The following is a 19,734-nucleotide window of genomic DNA, read 5'->3' as shown; positions in this document are numbered from 1 at the left end:
TATATGCGGAACAATACTTTCGGAACAATAATTTCAAAACAATAATTTTAAAACAATGCTTTGCGTACAATTTTGACAACAGCGGTCTCAGTCCAATGACTTAAGCTCGCCGTCGCGGGTCACTCGCCAGCGGTGCTCGCAAAAATAAAGCAACGGGCTGTCATGCTGGCTGTCGCTATAACCGCTGAACAACTTCAGGGGCGTCCCCAGCTCACGCTCCAGCTGCGCCACTTTCTCATGCCCCAGGCAGCGCAGGGTCAATACCCAGCCGCCATGCCGGCGCTTCATCCGGCTGCCGATCAGTTTTACCCGCGGTAAAAACAGCGCATCGGCGTAGACCCCCTGCACCAGCGGCTCCGGCGAGCCGGTGATCAGCCAGACCTGCGCATCCTGGCTGGCCAGATACTCATTTAAGCGTTGCAGCACCACGGGGAAACCGGTTACGCGCAGGCGAAACCAGACGACAAAATCAGCCTGCAATTGATTCAGCCGGGCCTCGCTGTGGCCGAAGGTCATGGCCCATAATAACAGGCTCATCGGCCAGCGCGCCGAGCGTCCCTTGGCCAGCAGGCCGATGCCCACGACCGGCAATAGCGGCAGCACCAGAATAACGTTCAGGGGCAGATGACGCAGCAAATAACGCAAAAAACAGCCGAACATATCCTGTTGATGCAATGTGCCGTCCAAATCGAAAAAAATTATACGTTGGGCCGTTGCAGGATCCAAAGCTACTCCTCAGGATTGTTAAATCCGTTCATCCCTATCCCGTTATCCGGGTCAGCCACTCACCGGCAGGCGCCGGGGCAGCGTAATTATCGACGAAACCGTAATCAGTGTAGTCAGTGATGGCCGAATTATCGATCCTGGCCTTCCGCCAGCGCCCGGCGTAAATATCCCCGGTGCTGCGCCAAGGAGCGCCGCGCGTCGTCCGCGCCGGCGCCGGTGAGGAGCATCAGGATCGCCGGTTTCACCTCATGGCCGGTTTGCGCCAGCGCCGCCCGCGCCTGCGCCATGTCGGCGCCGGTGGCCTGCACGACGATGCGGCAGGCGCGATCCACCAGCTTGATATTGGTGGCTTTGACATCCACCATCAGGTTCTGGTACACCTTGCCGAGCTTGACCATCGCCCCGGTGGAAATCATATTTAACACCAGTTTCTGCGCGGTGCCGGATTTCATCCGGGTGGAGCCGGTAAGCACTTCCGGGCCGACCACCGGCGAAATCGCCACCCGCGCTTCGCGGGCAATGGGGGAGCCTGGGTTACAGGATATCGCCACCGTGGCGCAGCCCTGCCGCGCCGCGTAACGCAGGCCGCCGATAACATAGGGGGTACGCCCGGACGCCGCCAGACCAACCACCAGGTCAGCCGCGTTTACATTAATTGCCTTAAGATCCTCGCCAGCCAATTCGAAACTGTCCTCGGCGCCCTCCACCGCTTTAAGCAAAGCGCCGGGACCGCCGGCAATCAGGCCGATCACCAGGTCATGAGGCACACCAAAGGTCGGCGGGCATTCGGATGCGTCCAATACGCCCAGGCGGCCGCTGGTGCCGGCCCCCAGATAGATCAGGCGGCCACCCGCGGACAACGCCGCCGCCGCCAGATCCACCGCGGCGGCAATGGCCGGCAGTTCGCGGCCGACGGCCTCGGGCACCAATCGATCCTGCTGGTTAAACAGCCGCATCATCTCCAGCGTGGAGAGCGTATCGAGGTTCATCGAGTCCGGGTTGCGGGTTTCCGAAATCAACGCGCCAATGGTTGCCGCATCGCTCTTCATCATGTCATCGGTCATAACAGCGCCTTGAATTTTTAATTCATCTAATTAAAACTATTATTGAATATTTAATTCCGGCAGGCGAGAAAATTCTGTACCCTGTCGGCTATCCAACGATCCGACGCCGCGGACCCAACACAATGATGAGTCATTTGTCATGAGCCGTTTTTATGAGTAGCGTATTGCGTATTCGCCAGTTATACCGTTCTTTGTCGCTTAACGATCGCAAGCTGGCCGATTATCTCCTGACGCAAACCGATCGGGCCCGCCATCTCAGTTCGCAAAAAGTGGCCGAGCAGGTGGGGGTAAGCCAGTCCAGCGTGGTGAAATTCGCCCAGAAATTGGGTTATAAAGGCTTTACGGCGTTAAAGCTGGCGCTGAGCGAGGCCCTGGTCAGCGCCCACGACCTGCCCTCCGTCGCGGTGCATAATCATATTTTAAGCGACGATCCGTTAAAAACCGTCGGGGAAAAACTGCTGACCGAAAAGGTGGCCGCCCTGCGCGCCACGCTGGATATTAACAGCGAAGAACGGCTCCGGCAGGGGGTGGCGCTGCTGCAGGAAGCCAGACGGGTGATTATCGTCGGTATCGGCGCGTCCGGGCTGGTGGCAAAGGATTTTTCCTACAAGCTAATGAAAATCGGCATGTCGGCGGTGGCCGAAACCGATATGCACATACTGCTGGCCACCGTTCAGGCCATCAGCCCGCAGGATCTGCTGCTGGCCATTTCGTTTAGCGGTTCGCGGCGGGAAATCAACCTGGCGGCGCAGGAAGCGCACCGGGTGGGCGCACGGGTGCTGGCGATCACTCATTTTTCACCTAACGCCCTGCAACAGCATGCGGATATCGCCTTATATACCGTGGCCCAGGAGCAGGCCCAGGGCAGCGGCGCCATCTCGTCCACTATCGCCCAGCTGGCGCTGACCGATCTCCTGTTTATGGCCCTGGTGCAGCGCGACCTGGAACATGCGCCGGAGCGGATACGGCATAGCGAGGAGTTGGTAAAGAAATTGATTTGACCATCGCCAATGAGCGGCAACAATGGGGTATTCTAACGGAGGCAATATATTTTGCTCGATCAATTGATGTTGCTTGCATAAATAGCATCCCTTTTGAAAATAAAATAATGCTCATAAAAATCATCTTGAAGTATTCGATGTAAATAGAATTTTCAAAGCTGCACTTAATTTGGACGGTTCCATCAATCGAGATAACACAGCAAAAGAAATTGCTGAAAAAAGAAAATTGCCAAAATGAATACACTAATTTTCTAGAAGCGCTTAAACAGGATATTTTTGATATTTTCAAAAAAAACAAAGCAAAAAAATAAAACCTGATAATCTTAAGATGAACGTCAATGATGACACAGATAATATTTTGAGCATTCATCTTAATTTAATTCGAAAAAAATTCAATATATTGCATCTCGCAAAAGAACAGAATGATGAACTTGCAATGCGTTCCGCCCTAATGGAAATACGCGCACACGCAATGAGTTTATCAAGTTTTTTAATGCCATACGTGATGATACTGAAGCGCTGATTGTGCTTAAATATTGGCCGGACTTTCCAGAAGATTATAAATTACCAGATCATTACTAGTATCCTCTTAAATGAAAATATCGGTTCGCATCCTGATTTCTTCACGCTAAATGGCGCTGGTACTAAAAACCGGAGGGACTACGCCTTGACGATGTGCCTTTTGATACACGGGATTTGGCGAAAAAAGCTGGCGCCGCCCCGCCGGAAGGGTATAATTTTCGCCCTGCTTTATGACGATTAACGAGAACCCCTTATGGCCCTGCTTATCACGAAAAAATGCATCAATTGTGATATGTGCGAGCCGGAGTGTCCGAACCAGGCGATCACCATGGGCGCGGAGATCTATGAGATTGACTCCAGCCGCTGCACCGAATGCGTGGGGCACTATGATACGCCGACCTGCATGAAGGTATGTCCTATCGATAATACCATCCTGCCCGATCCGGCCCGGGTCGAGAGCAATGAGCAGCTATGGGAAAAATTTGTCGTGATGTACCACGGCGATCGGATCTAATTCTCCAGAATCACCGTGGCGCAGGCATAGCGCCGCTCGTCGGCCAGCGTGACATGCACGCTTGCCACCCCCAGTTCCAGCGCCAAATCGGCGGCCTGCAAATAAAGCTTTAATCCCGGTTTCCCCAGGATATCGTTGATCACTTCAAACTGGGCAAACGCCAGCCCGTTGCGAATACCGGTGCCAAAAGCCTTGGCCGCCGCCTCCTTGACCGCAAAGCGTTTGGCCAGAAAGCGAATCGGCTGCTTGTGGCCGAGATACTGCGCCCATTCCGCGTCGCTGAGAATGCGCCGGGCAAACCTGTCGCCGCTGCGCCCGACCACCGCTTCGATGCGTTCGATTTCGACAATATCGGTGCCAATGCCGAGGATCGCCATTAAACGCCCGTGGCCCGCAGTCGGGGCCATACCGCGATGCGACCGTGATTCAGAGTTGATGACAATACGGACATTTAATCCTCACCTGGCGAACCCGCCGATAAATTTACTACGCCCCCAGCGGCATCAGGTACGCGGGGCCAAGAACATAGCGGACAGTTTACCCGGTGGGACCGTCGGGGGGCAATGCTTTCGGCGGGGGTTTTCTGGTCATAAACTGGCGGAACAATTCTCGGCTTTTTAGCGGCTTGCCGCCCAGGTAGGGTTGAAGAGCCATGCGGGTAAAACGCTTGGCGGCGCGCAGAGTGGGTATATCGGGGAAGTCGCGGGCGGCCAGGGCCTGGAGTTCGCGACCGGTAAAACTATAGTGATCGATCACCACGCTGGCGATAAAACCTTTCTCCGCGCGAAAACGATAGGTCATATCATCGTCCACCGGCAGGCCGGTGGCGGCGCAGTGCAGAAAATCCACGCCGTATCCCAAATGACCGAGCAGGGCCAGTTCAAAGCGCCTGAGCGCCGGTTCAGGCGAACCGGCGGCGCCGGCCAGCGACTGCAGGCAGTGCAGGTAATCAAAGAACAGCGAGGAGTAGTCGGTTTCGTGGGTCAGGACGCGGGAAAGCAGTTCGTTGGTATATAGCCCGCTATAGAGCATCAGGCCGGTCAGCGGCAACCCCAGCGAAACCGGCTCGGCGCTGCGCAGGGTTTTCACTTCGCCGCGCCCGCTCCAGCGGATCAGCAGCGGCGTAAAAGGCTGTAATACCCCTTTTAACGCGGAACGACGGGAGCGCGCGCCCTTGGCCAGGATACGCACGCGCCCGTCGTTTTCGGTAAAAAAATCCAACAGCAGGCTGGTTTCGCTATAGTGGCGTCCATGCAGGACGAATGCGCGCTGCCAGCCTTCCATCGGGTTGACCCTCAGAGATCGTCGGTGTAACCCAGGCTACGCAGGGCGCGTTCATCATCGGCCCAGCCGGATTTCACTTTCACCCACAGTTCGAGATGTACCTTCGACTCGAACATGGTTTCCATATCCTGACGGGCTTCAATCCCGATGGTCTTGATCTTGGAGCCTTTATTGCCGATAACCATTTTTTTCTGGCCTTCGCGCTCCACCAGGATCAGGCCGTGGATATCATATCCGCCGCGCTCATTGGTGATAAAGCGTTCAATTTCCACCGTAACGGAATACGGCAGCTCTTCGCCCAGAAAACGCATCAGCTTTTCACGAATGATTTCCGAGGCCATAAACCGCTGGGATCGGTCGGTAATATAATCTTCCGGGAACTGGTGCTCCCCTTCCGGCATGAGTTTGCGCACAATGCCGGCCAGGGTATCCACATTCATGCCGGTTTCAGCGCAAATCGGCACCACGTCCAGGAAATTCATCTGCTGGCTGAGGAACGTGATATGGGGCAGCAATTTGCTTTTATCGGTGACGTTATCCACTTTGTTGATGGCCAACACTACCGGGCAGCTCAGGCCGCGCAGTTTGTTAACCACCATCTCGTCGTCCGGCGTCCAGTGGGTGCCTTCCACCACGAAGATCACCAGTTCCACATCGCCCATCGAACTGCTGGCGGCGCGGTTCATCAAGCGGTTGATGGCGCGTTTTTCTTCGATGTGCAGACCGGGGGTATCGACGTAGACCGCCTGGTAAGGCCCTTCGGTATGGATGCCCATAATCCGGTGGCGCGTGGTCTGCGGCTTGCGGGAGGTAATAGAAATCTTCTGCCCCAGAAACTGGTTCAGCAGCGTCGACTTGCCGACGTTCGGCCGTCCAACAATGGCAATAAATCCGCAATACGTTTTATCTTCGTTCATTCAAGCTCCAGCTCTTTCAGCGCCTGCTCGGCGGCTGACTGTTCGGCTTTACGGCGGCTTGAGCCATTACCCACGACGGGTTCCGGCAAGCCACTGACATGGCAGTGAATAGTAAATTCCTGGTCATGCGCCTCGCCACGAACCTGAACCACCAGATAGGTAGGTAACGGCAAATGACGCCCCTGCAGGTATTCTTGCAGACGAGTCTTCGGATCCTTTTGTTTGTCGCCCGGACTGATCTCTTCCAGGCGGCTATGGTACCAATTGAGGATCAGACGCTCGATATTTTCAATGTCGCTATCGAGGAAAATGCCGCCGATTAACGCTTCTACCGTATCGGCCAGAATTGACTCACGGCGGAACCCGCCGCTTTTGAGCTCACCCGGCCCCAGGCGCAGGCACTCTCCCAGCTCGAACTCGCGGGCCATTTCCGCCAGGGTGTTACCCCTGACCAGCGTGGCGCGCATCCGGCTCATATCGCCCTCGTCAACCCGCGGAAAGCGCAGATAAAGCGCATTGGCGATGACGAAACTCAATATGGAGTCACCCAAGAATTCCAGCCGTTCATTATGTTTACTGCTGGCGCTTCGGTGCGTCAGAGCCTGTAACAAGAGCTCGTGCTGTTGAAAAGTGTAGCCCAGTTTTTTCTGGAGCCTATTAATTAAGATGGGATTCATGCGTTACCAATAACTCAACCATGCGTCAAATAACTACAGCATACGGGACAGGTCTGTCGATGCGTCTGGCACTCGTGCTGTTCAGGCAGTAACCAGGCCGGACAAAACTGTTTCGTTTGCAGTGGCCCCCGAATCGGGGGCCAGTCTTTATAACCAGAGCGGGGTATTCTACAACGGGAAGCATAATAATGCTTCGCTTAAAAAACGATTTGATTAATGTATTGCACCGATGCGGCGTAAACGAACGCCGGTGGGCCATTGACCTTCCTGTTTTTCAAAACTCATCCAAATCGCGCTCGCCCGGCCCACCAGGTTCTTCTCGGGCACAAAACCCCAGAAGCGGCTGTCGGCGCTGTCGTCGCGATTATCGCCCATCATAAAGTAGTGCCCTTCCGGTACGGACCATTCCGCCAGTTGCTGATTGCGCTGGCGATAATAGACCCCCACCTGATCCTGCTGCCCCGGCACCGTCAGGATATGGTGGGTCACGTTCCCCAGGTTTTCCGTACGCTCCGCCAGGCGGATACCGCCGTCCACCTGCCGATCGGGCGGGACCTGCAAAAAGCCGGTGGCGGATTCGCCGCTGCCGGTTGAATCATAGGTCTGCACAAAGTCGCTCGGCGCCATATCGCTATAGGTGACCGGCAATGCGCTGGCGCAGTTCTGGCTATTCGCGCAACCCGGCTGCACCGTTACGGTCTTGCTAAGCGGATCGTAAATGATGCGATCGCCCGGCAGGCCGATTACCCGTTTAATATAATCCAGCTTGGGATCGGGCGGATATTTAAACACCACGATGTCGCCGCGCTGCGGATGGCCGGTAGGGATAATCGTCGTCTGGGTGATGGGATTTTTGAGCCCATAAGCGAATTTTTCCACCAGGATAAAATCGCCCACCAGCAGCGTCGGCATCATGGAGCCGGACGGGATCTGGAATGGCTCGTAGATAAACGAGCGGACGATAAAGACCACCAGCAGCACCGGGAAAATAGACGCGCAGGTTTCGATCCAGCCCGGCTGTTTCGCTTTTTTCTGCAATTCTTTGTCGGCAATAACGTCGTCGCCGGCGGCGGTTAACTGCGCCTGTCTGACGCGGCGTGCCGGTGCCAGTTTAAATCGATCCACGCACCAGATAATGCCGGTTATCAAGGTGGCTATTGCCAGGATCAGGGCAAACATATTTGCCATGCTAACTCCTTTGCGTTATTTACTGTCTTTGCCAACGTGCAGAATCGCCAGGAATGCTTCCTGCGGTAACTCGACGTTACCCACCTGCTTCATGCGTTTCTTCCCTTCTTTCTGTTTTTGCAGCAATTTCTTTTTGCGGCTCACATCGCCGCCATAACATTTCGCCAGTACGTTTTTACGCAATTGCTTAATGGTGGAACGGGCAATAATGTGGTTGCCGATGGCCGCCTGGATCGCAATATCAAACTGCTGGCGCGGGATCAGCTCCTGCATTTTTTCCACGATCTCGCGGCCGCGGCGCTGGGAATTATCGCGATGGGTAATCATTGCCAGGGCATCGACCCGCTCGGTATTGATCAAAATATCCACCCGCACCATATCCGAGGCCTGGAAGCGTTTAAAACCATAATCCAGCGAGGCATAGCCGCGCGAGGTGGATTTAAGCCGGTCGAAAAAGTCCAGGACTACTTCGGACATCGGGATCTCATAGGTCAGCGCCACCTGGTTGCCGTGATAGACCATATTGGTCTGCATGCCGCGTTTTTCGATGCACAGGGTTATCACGTTGCCGAGAAACTCCTGCGGCAGCAGCATATGGCATTCGGCAATGGGTTCGCGCAGTTCCAGGATATTGTTCAGCGGCGGCAGTTTAGCCGGGCTGTCCACGTAGATCGTCTGGTTATCGGTGGTGACCACTTCATAGATAACCGTCGGCGCGGTGGTGATCAGCTCCAGGTCGTATTCGCGCTCCAGGCGTTCCTGAATGATTTCCATATGCAGCAAGCCAAGGAAACCGCAGCGGAAACCGAAACCCAGCGCGGTAGAACTTTCCGGTTCATAGAACAGCGAGGCGTCGTTAAGGCTCAGCTTGCCCAGCGCGTCGCGAAAGGCTTCGTAGTCGTCGGAGCTGATGGTGAACATGCCCGCATAAACCTGGGGCTTGACCTTTTTAAAACCCGGCAGCGCTTTTTCCGCCGGTTGGCGGGCCAGCGTCAAGGTATCGCCCACCGGCGCGCCAAGAATATCCTTGATGGCGCACACCAGCCAGCCGACTTCGCCGCATTGCAGGATATCGCGGTCGATGCGCTTGGGCGTGAATATGCCCAGGCGGTCGGCATTGTAACTCAGGCCGGTGCTCATGACCTTGACCTTTTCGCCCTTGCGCAAAGTACCGTTTTTTACGCGGATTAACGACACGACGCCTAAATAGTTATCAAACCATGAGTCGATGATCAGCGCCTGCAGCGGCCCTTGCGGATCGCCTTCGGGCGGGGGAATGTCCCGCACCAGCCGTTCCAGCAATTCAGGGATGCCCACGCCGGTCTTGGCCGAGCAGCGCACCGCATCGGTGGCGTCGATACCGACGATATCCTCGATTTCCTGCGCGACGCGATCGGGATCGGCGGCGGGTAAATCGATTTTATTAAGCACCGGCACCACTTCCAGATCCATTTCCATGGCGGTGTAGCAGTTGGCCAGCGTCTGCGCTTCCACGCCCTGCCCGGCATCCACCACCAGCAGCGCGCCTTCGCAGGCCGCCAGGGAACGGGATACCTCATAGGAGAAATCCACATGCCCCGGGGTGTCGATGAAATTCAGATGATAGATCTGGCCATCGTTGGCTTTGTAATCAAGCGTAACGCTTTGGGCCTTGATGGTAATACCGCGCTCGCGCTCCAAATCCATGGAATCCAAAACCTGGGCTTCCATTTCACGCTCGGCCAGGCCGCCACAGGTTTGGATCAGCCGGTCAGAGAGGGTCGACTTACCATGGTCGATATGGGCGATGATGGAAAAGTTTCTGATGTGCTTCATTTATATGAATTTTTCTCTAATTATGTCGCTTAGATTTATTTCGGTGGACACAGCGATGGACTAAAAAGTAAAACTACCCAATCTGGCATTGGCGCATATTACACTGTATGGCTGTTTCAAGGAAGGATGGGAGGGGCAGACAAGAGTCTAAGTTTGTAAGCATTCGCCCGCCATTATGCGCCGCGGGCGACGCGGCGGGCACAATGGAGCGGACGGAACGCCGGCGTTATTCCGCTTTATCCTGGCGCAGATAAAACGACGAAGGCGGCAAGGCGATTTGCAGGATAACGGGCTGGTATTGACGTTCATTACCCAGCCGCAGGGCATAAAAACGCGCCAGCATAAAACCGCCGACGCCGCCGATAAGGCCGCCGAACGCCGCGGCCAGATCGGTATTGAACCATCCCTGCATCAGCGCAGCGCAGCCAATCAAGCCCACCAGCGGCAGCATATAAACCAGCAGCGCCGAGCGGATCAGGCTGGCTTCGGTAATGCCCACCTCTACCCGCTGCCCGGGCACCAGGGGATGTTTGCTTTCCACTTTCAGCTGGTGTGCGGATTCAGGCCCCATTTTATTGAGGATGCTGGTGCCGCAGCTGCCGCTGGAATGGCAATTGCCGCAGCCCGAACGCTGTTCGCAGCGTAATTGCGCCACGCCCTGCTGCCATGAGATAACCGTTGCCCATTCTTTGATCATGGTTGCGCCTTAAATACCACGCTGTCGGCGATGCGTTTGGCGGTAGCCGGGGGCAATTCGCCGACAACGGTGATTTCTTTATTGCTGCGGATTTCAGTATGAATCGTACGCCGTCCGGTACGGATAAAGCGCTCGGTGTTATTACCTTCACCCGCCTGGGCGATATTCACCGAAAAACTAAACAGCCCGTCGGTATACAACCTGGTCTCAATCGGCACGTTAATGCCGGGCAGCGTGCGGCGGCTGCGCGATACTTCAGTGACGCCCGCCGGCAGCCAGTTTACCGCCCAGCCGAAGTCGGCTTTTTCCGACACCGGCATTGCCAGCAGCGGAGGCAGATTTACCGTTTCAAGCCCCTGCATCAGGGATTGCACCTGCGGATCGACAATGAAGGAGATCACGCGAAACTGCTCCAGCGCCTCGCCGTCGCGATCGAGCAAATCAGCGCGCAGCGGCAGTTTGGTGGCGGCATCGATCCATAACACGTAACCGAACCGGGTGCCGTCCCGCGCGACGACGCGCACGACTTCACATAAACGATCGGAAACGCGCGTACGGCCAACGGGGATAAAATCGTAGAACTGCGCTAAACGCTCGAAATCAGCGTAAACGATAGAAGGGAGAGAATCAACGATATGATCGCCGGCCAAAGTGAAAGGTTCGAGACCGGGCTCAAAAAAACTGATTTCATTATCGCGCTGCAAAATTTCACGGCGGGGGCCGTCCATTTGCAACAGCTGCGCCAGGCGATGTTTTTCAAACACGGCGTGGCGATACCGTAGCGAGTCGACACCCTGCTTGCTGACGCTGACAAAAGCAAATTCATAGTTCAGGGACTGGCTAGCCTGGCTCATTTGTTGCAACAACGCTCCGGGTGCCGTTGTGGGGGCCTCGGCCGGAGCGTAGGTGGAATAGAGCAGGCTGCCTGTCATGAGACAAACAGCACACCAAAATTGCTTCATTACTGCGGTTGCATTCCTAATGACTGGGTTCCAGGCACCTGGACTGCGGCCTGCTGGGTTTCATGCTGATCAAACTGCAACTGCGTGGAATGCACCCGACGCTGCAATTCATAATCCTGCAATATGGCATTGATGCGCTTGCGCTGTTCCTGCACCTGCTGCTGCTGGGAACCGTTATCGGCGGTGGTGGAGGCCGAAGGCACGCCCAGGCTGACCGGCGAAGCTTGCCCCATCATAGGCAGGGTATTGAATACCGGCGCTTCCGGCTGCGCGTCGTTATTTACCGGCTGGTTGTAGTGCTGAACACCGACAATCACCGCTAACGAAACGCAGGCCGCCAGGCCGATTTGCGTAAGCTGCGCGGCCCAGGGGCGCGCTTTATGCCAGAAGGGCAGCTTGTGCCAGGTTTCCGGCGCGGGCTGCGATTCTTTAGCGTCAATGACGCCAGGCACCAGGCGCACCGGCTCTTTGGCAATCGCCGCGGCGACGCGGCCGGCGATGTCAAGGTGCAAGGTTTCACCGATGTCCCCGCGGATCGTATCGCGAATCAGATGATACCTTTGCCAGCTTTGTTGTAACTCATCATCCCTGGATAAATCGTTGAGCAGTTCGTTATCGAACGACTCCCCATCCATAAGAGCGGAAAGCTTTTCGTTATGCATGCGTGGGTACCTTCTCCTGCCGCCATCATTATCGCTGAATCAGCGGTTGAATTTTATTGTCAATAGCTTCGCGTGCACGGAAGATACGGGATCTTACCGTTCCCACAGGGCAGTCCATGATGGAGGCTATCTCTTCATAGCTGAGCCCATCCAGTTCCCGAAGAGTGATTGCCATACGCAAATCCTCGGGAAGCCCTTCGATAGTGCGAAACACTATCTGTCGCAACTCTTCAGACAACATTAAATTCTCAGGGTTCGATATTTCTTTCAATGCGCCGGCACTTTCGTAATTTTCCGCATCGTTGGCATCCACGTCGCTTGACGGTGGGCGCCGACCCTGAGCAACCAAATAATTTTTTGCTGTGTTAACAGCGATACGATACAACCATGTATAAAAAGCGCTATCCCCACGGAACGACTCCAGGGCGCGATAGGCTTTGATAAACGATTCCTGGGCAACGTCCGGGACATCCCCTTGGGGAACGTACCGGGAGACCAGGCTCGCCACTTTGTGCTGGTAACGCACAACCAATAAATTAAACGCTTTTTGGTCGCCTTTTTGAACCCGTTCAACCAGCACTTGATCCGTTAACTGCTCGCTCATCCGAGGTAAATTCTCCTCAAATTTATCTCCACGCGAAAAATAGTACCGCCAGCCACTAAACCGATAACACGAGCAAGCTCCCGTTTGGAGTTTTCGCAATGCATAAAGTTCCGTCCCGTCTGTATTTTTTGTTAAATTAAATGGGAGACGGCTCTTGGTGCGCCGGCGTTCACGCCGGGTGACTGTCAGACTATCATGAAATAAAATGTTAAGATCGTAGAATCCTGAAATCACGGTACCGGAGCGCATGTAATCATCCGGCACCCTATAGACAGCGCAGGGTACCGTGAAATCAATTGGCTGTCAGTAAACATGCGTAAAAAGTCCCGGGTAAAATATCAGCAATTACCCTTTCAGACCTAAATCATAGAGTGCTACCATCATAAAACTATTATTTCTTCCATGGTAACCACCATTCATTATGCAACCTTTAACTGAACATGTAACCGATGTGCTGGTGATAGGCAGCGGCGCAGCGGGTCTCTCCCTGGCATTACGCCTCGCCGGGCACTGTCAGGTCATGGTGTTAAGCAAAGGCCCTCTCAATGAAGGATCAACCTACTATGCGCAGGGGGGGATCGCGGCGGTATTTGATGAAACCGACAGCATCGCTTCCCACGTTGAAGATACCCTGATCGCCGGCGCGGGATTGTGCGATCGCGAAGCGGTGGAATTCATCGCCGGCAACGCGCGCCACTGCGTGCAGTGGTTAATCGATCAGGGAGTGCTGTTCGATACCGAAACCGATCCCAATAGCGATGCCCAGGCCGCGGGCCAACCCGCCGAGGAGCGTTACCACCTGACGCGCGAGGGCGGCCATAGCCACCGGCGAATCCTGCACGCGGCCGACGCCACCGGCAAAGAAGTGGAAACCACGCTGGTTTCCCAGGCGGCCAACCATCCCAATATCCATATCATGGAACGCTGCAACGCGGTGGACCTGATCAGCTCGAATAAAATCGGGCTGGCCGGCACCCGGCGCGTCGTGGGCGCCTATATCTGGAACCGCGAGCAGGAGCGGGTCGAAACCTGCCGGGCAAAATCGGTAGTGCTGGCCACCGGCGGCACTTCCAAGGTCTATCAGTACACCACCAATCCCGATATCTCTTCCGGCGATGGCATCGCCATGGCCTGGCGCGCCGGCTGTCGCGTCGCCAATCTCGAATTCAACCAGTTCCACCCTACCTGCCTGTTCCATCCGCAGGCGCGTAATTTCCTGCTGACCGAGGCGCTGCGCGGCGAAGGGGCTTTCCTCAAACGGCCCGACGGCACGCGTTTCATGCCCGATTTCGACGAGCGCGGCGAACTCGCGCCGCGTGATATCGTCGCGCGCGCCATCGACCATGAGATGAAGCGGCTCGGTGCTGATTGCATGTACCTGGATATCAGCCATAAACCGGCGGATTTCATTCAGCACCATTTCCCGATGATTTACCAAAAGCTGCTGTCGCTGGATATCGACCTGACCAAAGAGCCGATTCCCATCGTGCCGGCGGCGCATTATACCTGCGGCGGCGTGATGGTCGATCAGCATGGCCGCACCGATCTCGACGGGCTCTATGCCATCGGCGAAGTGAGTTATACCGGCCTGCATGGCGCTAACCGGCTGGCGTCCAATTCCCTGCTGGAGTGCCTGGTCTACGGTTGGTCGGCTTCGGAGGATATTCTCAAGCGCCTGCCCACGATTAAACTGGCCAAACAGGTGCCGGCGTGGGATGAAAGCCGGGTGGACAATTCCGACGAAGCGGTGGTGCTCCAGCACAACTGGCACGAGCTGCGGTTATTTATGTGGGATTACGTCGGCATCGTGCGAACCACCAAGCGGTTGGAGCGCGCGTTGCACCGCATCAATCTGCTGCAGCGGGAAATCGACGAGTATTATTCCAATTTCCGCATCTCCAATAATTTGCTGGAAGTGCGTAACCTGACCCAGGTGGCGGAGCTGATAGTGAAAAGCGCCATGCAGCGCAAAGAGAGCCGCGGCCTGCACTACACCCTGGATTATCCTGAGATGAGCGAAAATCCGCAGCCGACCATCCTGCATCCCTGAGCCGGTTTTCCCGATCCCAAGCGTCGCGCCATAGGGCTACTCAGCCCGCGGCGCCGCTATCCGCCGCTTGCCGGCCGGAGGTGGCTACGCCGGACAGGGACAGATAAAACTCGCCGGTCAATGCGCGATACGCCGGCGAATAGCGCCGATCGGCGTCCCGCAGCGCCATGGCGCTATAAACCAGTTCCCCGGGCCGGGGTGAAAACGCCAACAGCACCCGGTGCGCCGGTTGGCCCTCCCGATCCGCCACATCGGTGCGATAATGTAAATGCCAGCCCTGCTTGCGGGCGAGGGCGATGACGTTCTCCCCCACCTCCAGCGGCAACACCATCGAAAACAGCCCGGACGGGGCCAACAGCGCGCGGGCGGCGTCAAGCAGGCGCTGATGGGTCAAGGTCGCCGTGTACCGCGCAGAATCGCGCTCAGGGCTGCTGCAGGCGATGCCCACCGGGAAATACGGGGGATTGCTGACAATCAGTTCATAAGGTTCGATGGCGCGCGGGGAAACATCATATTGGCCGGTAGTATTCTGGCCCGCGAAAACGGCGGCGGCGCCAGGGGATGCATAATCCAGAATATCGCCGTGAATAATTCGCAGGCGGCGCGACCAGGGGCTGAGGGCAAAATTTTCCCCGGCCTGTCCGGCGGCCCGCGCATCCAGTTCAATGCCGTCCACCTGGACGTTATCACCGGTCCGCTGCGCCACCATCAGGGCAATCACCCCGCAGCCGGTACCGATATCCAACACCCGTTGCGCCCGGGCCAGCGGCGTCCAGGCGCCCAGCAGCACGCCGTCGGTGCCCACTTTCATGGCGCAGCGATCGTGGGCGGCAAAAAATTGCTTGAAGGTAAAACCGTCCCGGCGCAGCAGGTTTTTTTGTTTCGGCGAATCGATCATCATTTGGCTCTCAGGACATATCAAGGTACTTTATCACATGCTCAATCACATGCTTAAACCAGGTACTTTATCCGGGCAGGCATCCGGGCGCCTGGCGCCACGCTTTCATCGCTCTTCAGACAGACCCGCCGCGGATGAAATCACCCGTCCGAGCGGAAACAGATGAAGATTGCCCGCGATCCGTCTATAATCTGCGCCCCAACCAGAGGTAGACCATGACTGTAACCCAATTTAGCGAACTCGACCTACATGAAAGCTTGATCGCCGCACTGCGCGATAAAGGCTATGAGCGCCCTACCGCCATTCAGTCCGAAGCGATCCCGCCGGCGATGGACGGACGCGACGTGTTGGGTTCGGCCCCTACCGGTACCGGCAAAACCGCCGCCTATCTGCTGCCGGTCCTGCAACACCTGCTCGACTTCCCGCGCAGGAAATCAGGGCCCCCGCGCGTGCTGATCGTCACCCCGACCCGCGAATTGGCGATGCAGGTAGCGGAGCAGGCCAAGCAGTTGGCCGCGCATACCCATCTGGATATCGCCACCATCACCGGCGGCGTGGCGTTTATGAATCACGCCATCGTCTTTAGCGACAACCAGGATATCGTGGTCGCCACTACCGGCCGGTTGCTGCAATACATCAAAGAAGAAAATTTTGATTGCCGCGCCGTGGAAACGCTGATTCTGGATGAAGCCGACCGGATGCTGGAAATGGGATTCGCGCAGGACGTCGAACTGATCGCCGCCGAAACCCGCTGGCGCAAGCAGACATTGCTGTTCTCCGCCACGCTGGAAGGGAATGCGGTTAAAGATTTTGCCGAACGGCTGCTCAACGATCCGGTGGAAATCGATGCTTCCCCTTCGCGGCGCGAACGTAAAAAAATCACCCAGTGGTACTACCGCGCCGACGATCTCAAGCATAAAACCGCCCTGCTTTGCCATTTACTGAAACAGCCCGATGTCACCAAAACCATCGTCTTCGTGCGCAAGCGCGAGCGCGTCCATGAAGTGGTCAGTTGGTTGCATGCCGAAGGCATTGCGTCTTGCTACCTGGAAGGCGAAATGGTGCAGGCCAAACGCAACGAAGCCATCAAACGGATGAATGAAGGCCGGAAGAACGTCCTGGTCGCCACCGACGTCGCGGCGCGCGGGCTGGATATCGACGATATCAGCCACGTGATCAATTTTGATCTGCCGACCACCGCCGATGTCTATCTGCACCGTATCGGCCGCACCGCCCGCGCCGGGCGTAAAGGTTCGGCCATTTCGCTGGTCGAAGCCCACGACCATATACTGCTGGGTAAAATCAGCCGCTATCTCAACGAACCGCTCAAAGCGCGCATCGTGGATGAACTGCGCCCCGTAACCCGGGCTCCGGCCGAGAAGGTGACCGGCAAACCCTCGAAAAAAGTGCTGGCCAAGCGTAAAGAGAAAAAAGAACAAAGCCAGGTCAAGGACAAGGTAAAAGTGCGTTTACGGGATAAGCGTAATATCGGCAAGCGCCGGGTATCGAAAACCGCCGAGGCGCAAACCGCCGCCGTCGTCCCCGCAGCCAAGCCGGATGATGAATAAACCATCATCCCTACTAAAAAGCCGCCTTTACGGGCGGTTTTTTTATGGAGAAAGGCGATTGTTTTGCTGCATTGGCGGGGTAATTGCGGTTAACCGCATATTTTATAGCGAAACGGCACGGCAAAAATAAACGGGCCGCCTTAAAATTTTAATTTTTATGTTTTTATTCAATGGATTGAATAGATTTTTGATCTACTCCGCCATTGGTCAAAATTGTCGCAGGCGCTTACTTGCCGTTTACTGATCCAGGCCGGTTTCCACTCAACAACCGTTTTTTGCGCGGCGGCAAGACGCAAAAAAGGGAGCCTAAGCCCCCTTTCACACTGCCGCACCCCCTATAATCAGATGGCGGCGGTAAAGGTACGGGTGATAACGTCGCGCTGCTGTTCGGGAGTCAGCGAGTTAAAACGCACCGCATAGCCCGAGACGCGGATAGTCAGTTGCGGATACTTATCCGGATTGGCGACGGCGTCTTCCAGCGTTTCACGGGTCAACACGTTAACGTTCAGGTGTTGGCCGCCCTCTACGCGTACTGTTTCTTTCATTTCGAGGGGGATTTGACGATATTCAACATTTCCCAGTTCGCCCAATGCAACGACCTGATCGTCGGCGTAACCGGCAACTGCGCACAGGCAACGAGCCTGCTCAATGCCGTTGTCCAGCAGCCAGAAAGAGTTTAACAGCGCTTTATTGTCAGCCTTGGTAATTTGAATTCCGCTAATCATAGATTGCCTCCGTGGTAGGGCTAATTCCTGCAATGTTGTCCTGCGGTGCCTGGCATCGGCTTTGTGCAATCCGCTTGCGGGATTGCTGGCGATCGGCTGCCGGGACGTCTGGTTATTTGGTAAAACCAATTTCTCTTACTGATTATATACCAGCCAACGCACCGGCATTCTTTGATTTAAATCAATTTAACCGCGATAAGGCATTGGCCGCAAAAATCATCTTTTTGTTTTATATCAATTTTTATGCTTTTGGCACATGCCGTCATCTCAAAATAATTTTAAAAATAACAACATTTTTTGTTAATGCGCCCGGCAGCAGAAATTATTTCACCCGCTCCCATAAGCCGGTAAGCTAGTCGTATGTCCAATATCAACATGGAGCGTACCATGACGCAGAGCTTAACCTGGCGGGATGCCCTTGCCGGCGAAAAAACCAAACCCTATTTTACACAAACGCTGGAATACGTTGCCGGGCAGCGAGCCGCGGGAAAAACTATTTATCCCCCGCAGCAGGATGTGTTCAATGCGTTTCGCTATACCGAACTGGCCGCGGTAAAAGTGGTGATTCTGGGGCAAGACCCTTATCACGGCCCGAACCAGGCGCACGGGCTGTCGTTTTCCGTCCGGCCGGGCGTGCCCGCCCCGCCTTCGCTGGTCAACATCTACAAAGAGCTGGCCGCGGATATTCCCGGTTTTACCCACCCGGAACATGGCTGCCTGCAAAGCTGGGCCGGCCAGGGCGTGCTGCTGCTCAATACCGTTCTCACCGTGGAAGCGGGTAAAGCCCATTCCCATGCCAGCCTGGGCTGGGAAACCTTCACCGACAAGGTGATTGAAGTCTTAAATGACTCCCGCGAAGGAATTGTTTTTCTGTTGTGGGGATCTCATGCACAGAAGAAAGGGAGCATTATCGATCCGCGCCGCCATGCCATCCTCAAAGCCCCCCATCCTTCCCCCCTTTCGGCGCACCGGGGTTTTTTGGGCTGCAAGCATTTTTCACAGGCCAATGCCCTGCTGGCACAGCGGGGCGAGACGCCCATCGATTGGCAACCCTATTTGCCGGCTGCATGAAAGCCAGGCTGGCGCAAAACGCCGGGGCAAGACGCCGGCTTGATGGATCGCTGCCGGTCGTAATGGGGATGAAGGGCTAGAATGCGCCCCAAGATAAGGCCGGCTATCTTATTCGGCGACCGGCTCCTGGGGCGGGATGGCAGAACGGGAAATCAGGCTTTGGCCTTGGAAACCGCCACCATCGCGGGACGCAGCAGCCGGCCGTTGAGGGTATAGCCTTTTTGCATCACCATCATGACATGGTTGGGCTCATGATCCGCCGACTCCAGCATGGTCATGGCCTGATGCACCGAAGGATCGAAGGGGACATGCGTCTCGGCGACGACTTCAATGCCGAATTTGCGCACCACGTCCAGCAGCGATTTCAGGGTCAGTTCAATCCCTTCAATCAGCGGGGTCAGCTCGCTATTGGACTTATCGGCCATATCCAGCCCGCGTTCGAGATTATCGATAACCGGCAGCAGTTCGCCGGCAAACTTCTCCAGAGCGAATTTGTGCGCTTTTTCCACATCAAGTTCGCTGCGGCGGCGGACGTTTTCCATCTCCGCTTTGGCGCGTAGCAGGCTGTCGCGCTCACGTTGTTGTAATTCTTCCAGCCTGGCTTCCAGAACAGCGATACGCTCATCGCGTGGATCCACGACGTCTGCCGTCTCGGGCTGTGCTTCCTGTGCCTGCGCCTGCTGCCCTGGTTCCGTTTCATTTTCTTGTGAGACTTGCTCGTCAGGGGACTTCTGTTCTTTACTACTCATCATGAGTTTCTCCGCGTTTTAGCCTTTTAATCTTGCTACT

The 19,734-nt window shown here is 55.7% G+C and carries 21 protein-coding genes; 6 read left to right on the top strand and 15 right to left on the bottom strand.

Annotated elements, in window-relative coordinates:
* Positions 1 to 87: 87 nt before the first annotated feature.
* The gene (gene yfhb, locus ACL2XP_RS05140) at positions 88 to 726 is read right to left on the bottom strand and encodes a phosphatidylglycerophosphatase C (protein WP_413737480.1); all 639 of its coding nucleotides are present in this window, start codon (positions 724 to 726) and stop codon (positions 88 to 90) included.
* A gap of 128 nt (positions 727 to 854) precedes the next feature.
* Positions 855 to 1,790 carry an N-acetylmuramic acid 6-phosphate etherase gene (murQ, locus tag ACL2XP_RS05135; RefSeq protein WP_413737479.1) on the bottom strand — a complete coding sequence of 312 codons (936 nt, stop codon included), beginning with the start codon at positions 1,788 to 1,790 and terminating at the stop codon, positions 855 to 857.
* A gap of 152 nt (positions 1,791 to 1,942) precedes the next feature.
* On the opposite strand from murQ, the gene ACL2XP_RS05130 reads away from it, so the two are divergent.
* Both ACL2XP_RS05130 and ACL2XP_RS05125 read left to right on the top strand, forming a co-directional pair.
* Positions 1,943 to 2,791, top strand: a complete 849-nt coding sequence (locus tag ACL2XP_RS05130; protein WP_413737478.1) for a MurR/RpiR family transcriptional regulator — start codon at positions 1,943 to 1,945, stop codon at positions 2,789 to 2,791.
* A gap of 775 nt (positions 2,792 to 3,566) precedes the next feature.
* A complete protein-coding gene (locus ACL2XP_RS05125) occupies positions 3,567 to 3,827 on the top strand; it encodes a YfhL family 4Fe-4S dicluster ferredoxin (protein WP_413737477.1) in 261 nt (86 codons plus the stop codon).
* On the opposite strand, the gene acpS is transcribed toward ACL2XP_RS05125, so the two are convergent.
* The 10 genes from acpS to rpoE all read right to left on the bottom strand — a co-directional run bounded on the left by acpS (position 3,824) and on the right by rpoE (position 12,633).
* Positions 3,824 to 4,204, bottom strand: coding sequence for a holo-ACP synthase (gene acpS / locus ACL2XP_RS05120; RefSeq protein ID WP_413739087.1), 381 nt, complete (start codon positions 4,202 to 4,204; stop codon positions 3,824 to 3,826). The genes ACL2XP_RS05125 and acpS overlap by 4 nt on opposite strands.
* A 160-nt stretch (positions 4,205 to 4,364) precedes the next feature.
* Positions 4,365 to 5,111 (bottom strand): DNA repair protein RecO, encoded by a 747-nt coding sequence (gene recO / locus ACL2XP_RS05115; protein WP_413737476.1) that lies wholly within the window; start codon positions 5,109 to 5,111, stop codon positions 4,365 to 4,367.
* Positions 5,112 to 5,122: 11 nt separating this feature from the next.
* Positions 5,123 to 6,028, bottom strand: a complete 906-nt coding sequence (gene era, locus ACL2XP_RS05110; RefSeq protein WP_413737475.1) for a GTPase Era — start codon at positions 6,026 to 6,028, stop codon at positions 5,123 to 5,125.
* Positions 6,025 to 6,705 carry a ribonuclease III gene (gene rnc, locus ACL2XP_RS05105; RefSeq protein ID WP_413737474.1) on the bottom strand — a complete coding sequence of 227 codons (681 nt, stop codon included), beginning with the start codon at positions 6,703 to 6,705 and terminating at the stop codon, positions 6,025 to 6,027. Before rnc ends, era begins: the two co-directional genes overlap by 4 nt.
* A 213-nt stretch (positions 6,706 to 6,918) precedes the next feature.
* Entirely contained in the window at positions 6,919 to 7,893 is a 975-nt protein-coding gene (gene lepB / locus ACL2XP_RS05100) for a signal peptidase I (protein ID WP_413737473.1), read from the bottom strand.
* Between the two features lie 15 nt (positions 7,894 to 7,908).
* Positions 7,909 to 9,708, bottom strand: coding sequence for a translation elongation factor 4 (lepA, locus tag ACL2XP_RS05095; RefSeq protein WP_413737471.1), 1,800 nt, complete (start codon positions 9,706 to 9,708; stop codon positions 7,909 to 7,911).
* 226 nt (positions 9,709 to 9,934) lie between these two features.
* Entirely contained in the window at positions 9,935 to 10,405 is a 471-nt protein-coding gene (rseC, locus tag ACL2XP_RS05090; protein ID WP_413737470.1) for a SoxR-reducing system protein RseC, read from the bottom strand.
* Entirely contained in the window at positions 10,402 to 11,367 is a 966-nt protein-coding gene (gene rseB, locus ACL2XP_RS05085) for a sigma-E factor regulatory protein RseB (RefSeq protein ID WP_413737469.1), read from the bottom strand. Before rseB ends, rseC begins: the two co-directional genes overlap by 4 nt.
* Entirely contained in the window at positions 11,367 to 12,029 is a 663-nt protein-coding gene (rseA, locus tag ACL2XP_RS05080) for an anti-sigma-E factor RseA (protein ID WP_413737468.1), read from the bottom strand. The genes rseB and rseA overlap by 1 nt, the downstream gene beginning before the upstream one ends.
* Positions 12,030 to 12,057: 28 nt before the next feature.
* Positions 12,058 to 12,633, bottom strand: coding sequence for an RNA polymerase sigma factor RpoE (rpoE, locus tag ACL2XP_RS05075; RefSeq protein WP_162368415.1), 576 nt, complete (start codon positions 12,631 to 12,633; stop codon positions 12,058 to 12,060).
* Positions 12,634 to 13,054: 421 nt separating this feature from the next.
* On the opposite strand from rpoE, the gene nadB reads away from it, so the two are divergent.
* A complete protein-coding gene (gene nadB / locus ACL2XP_RS05070) occupies positions 13,055 to 14,683 on the top strand; it encodes an L-aspartate oxidase (RefSeq protein ID WP_413737466.1) in 1,629 nt (542 codons plus the stop codon).
* 40 nt (positions 14,684 to 14,723) lie between these two features.
* Here nadB and ACL2XP_RS05065 read toward each other — a convergent pair whose 3' ends face one another.
* Entirely contained in the window at positions 14,724 to 15,584 is an 861-nt protein-coding gene (locus ACL2XP_RS05065) for a tRNA1(Val) (adenine(37)-N6)-methyltransferase (RefSeq protein WP_413737465.1), read from the bottom strand.
* Positions 15,585 to 15,796: 212 nt separating this feature from the next.
* On the opposite strand from ACL2XP_RS05065, the gene srmB reads away from it, so the two are divergent.
* A complete protein-coding gene (gene srmB, locus ACL2XP_RS05060; protein WP_413737464.1) occupies positions 15,797 to 17,149 on the top strand; it encodes an ATP-dependent RNA helicase SrmB in 1,353 nt (450 codons plus the stop codon).
* A gap of 341 nt (positions 17,150 to 17,490) precedes the next feature.
* On the opposite strand, the gene grcA is transcribed toward srmB, so the two are convergent.
* Positions 17,491 to 17,874, bottom strand: coding sequence for an autonomous glycyl radical cofactor GrcA (gene grcA / locus ACL2XP_RS05055; RefSeq protein ID WP_413737463.1), 384 nt, complete (start codon positions 17,872 to 17,874; stop codon positions 17,491 to 17,493).
* Between the two features lie 11 nt (positions 17,875 to 17,885).
* On the opposite strand from grcA, the gene ACL2XP_RS05050 reads away from it, so the two are divergent.
* Positions 17,886 to 18,230: a hypothetical protein gene (locus ACL2XP_RS05050; protein WP_413737462.1), complete on the top strand. Its 345-nt coding sequence runs from the start codon at positions 17,886 to 17,888 to the stop codon at positions 18,228 to 18,230.
* A 31-nt stretch (positions 18,231 to 18,261) separates the two neighbouring features.
* Complete coding sequence (ung, locus tag ACL2XP_RS05045) at positions 18,262 to 18,945, top strand: uracil-DNA glycosylase (RefSeq protein ID WP_413737461.1); 684 nt, start codon at positions 18,262 to 18,264, stop codon at positions 18,943 to 18,945.
* Between the two features lie 152 nt (positions 18,946 to 19,097).
* Here the strand turns inward: ung and grpE are convergent, their stop codons facing one another.
* Positions 19,098 to 19,694, bottom strand: a complete 597-nt coding sequence (grpE, locus tag ACL2XP_RS05040; protein ID WP_413739086.1) for a nucleotide exchange factor GrpE — start codon at positions 19,692 to 19,694, stop codon at positions 19,098 to 19,100.
* Between the last annotated feature and the right edge of the window lie 40 nt (positions 19,695 to 19,734).

Source organism: Sodalis sp. RH21 (assembly GCF_047324175.1).
Classification (GTDB): Bacteria; Pseudomonadota; Gammaproteobacteria; order Enterobacterales; family Enterobacteriaceae; genus Acerihabitans.
The sequence above is the reverse complement of the archived record's forward strand: the minus strand, read 5'-3'. Positions and strand labels throughout refer to the sequence as shown.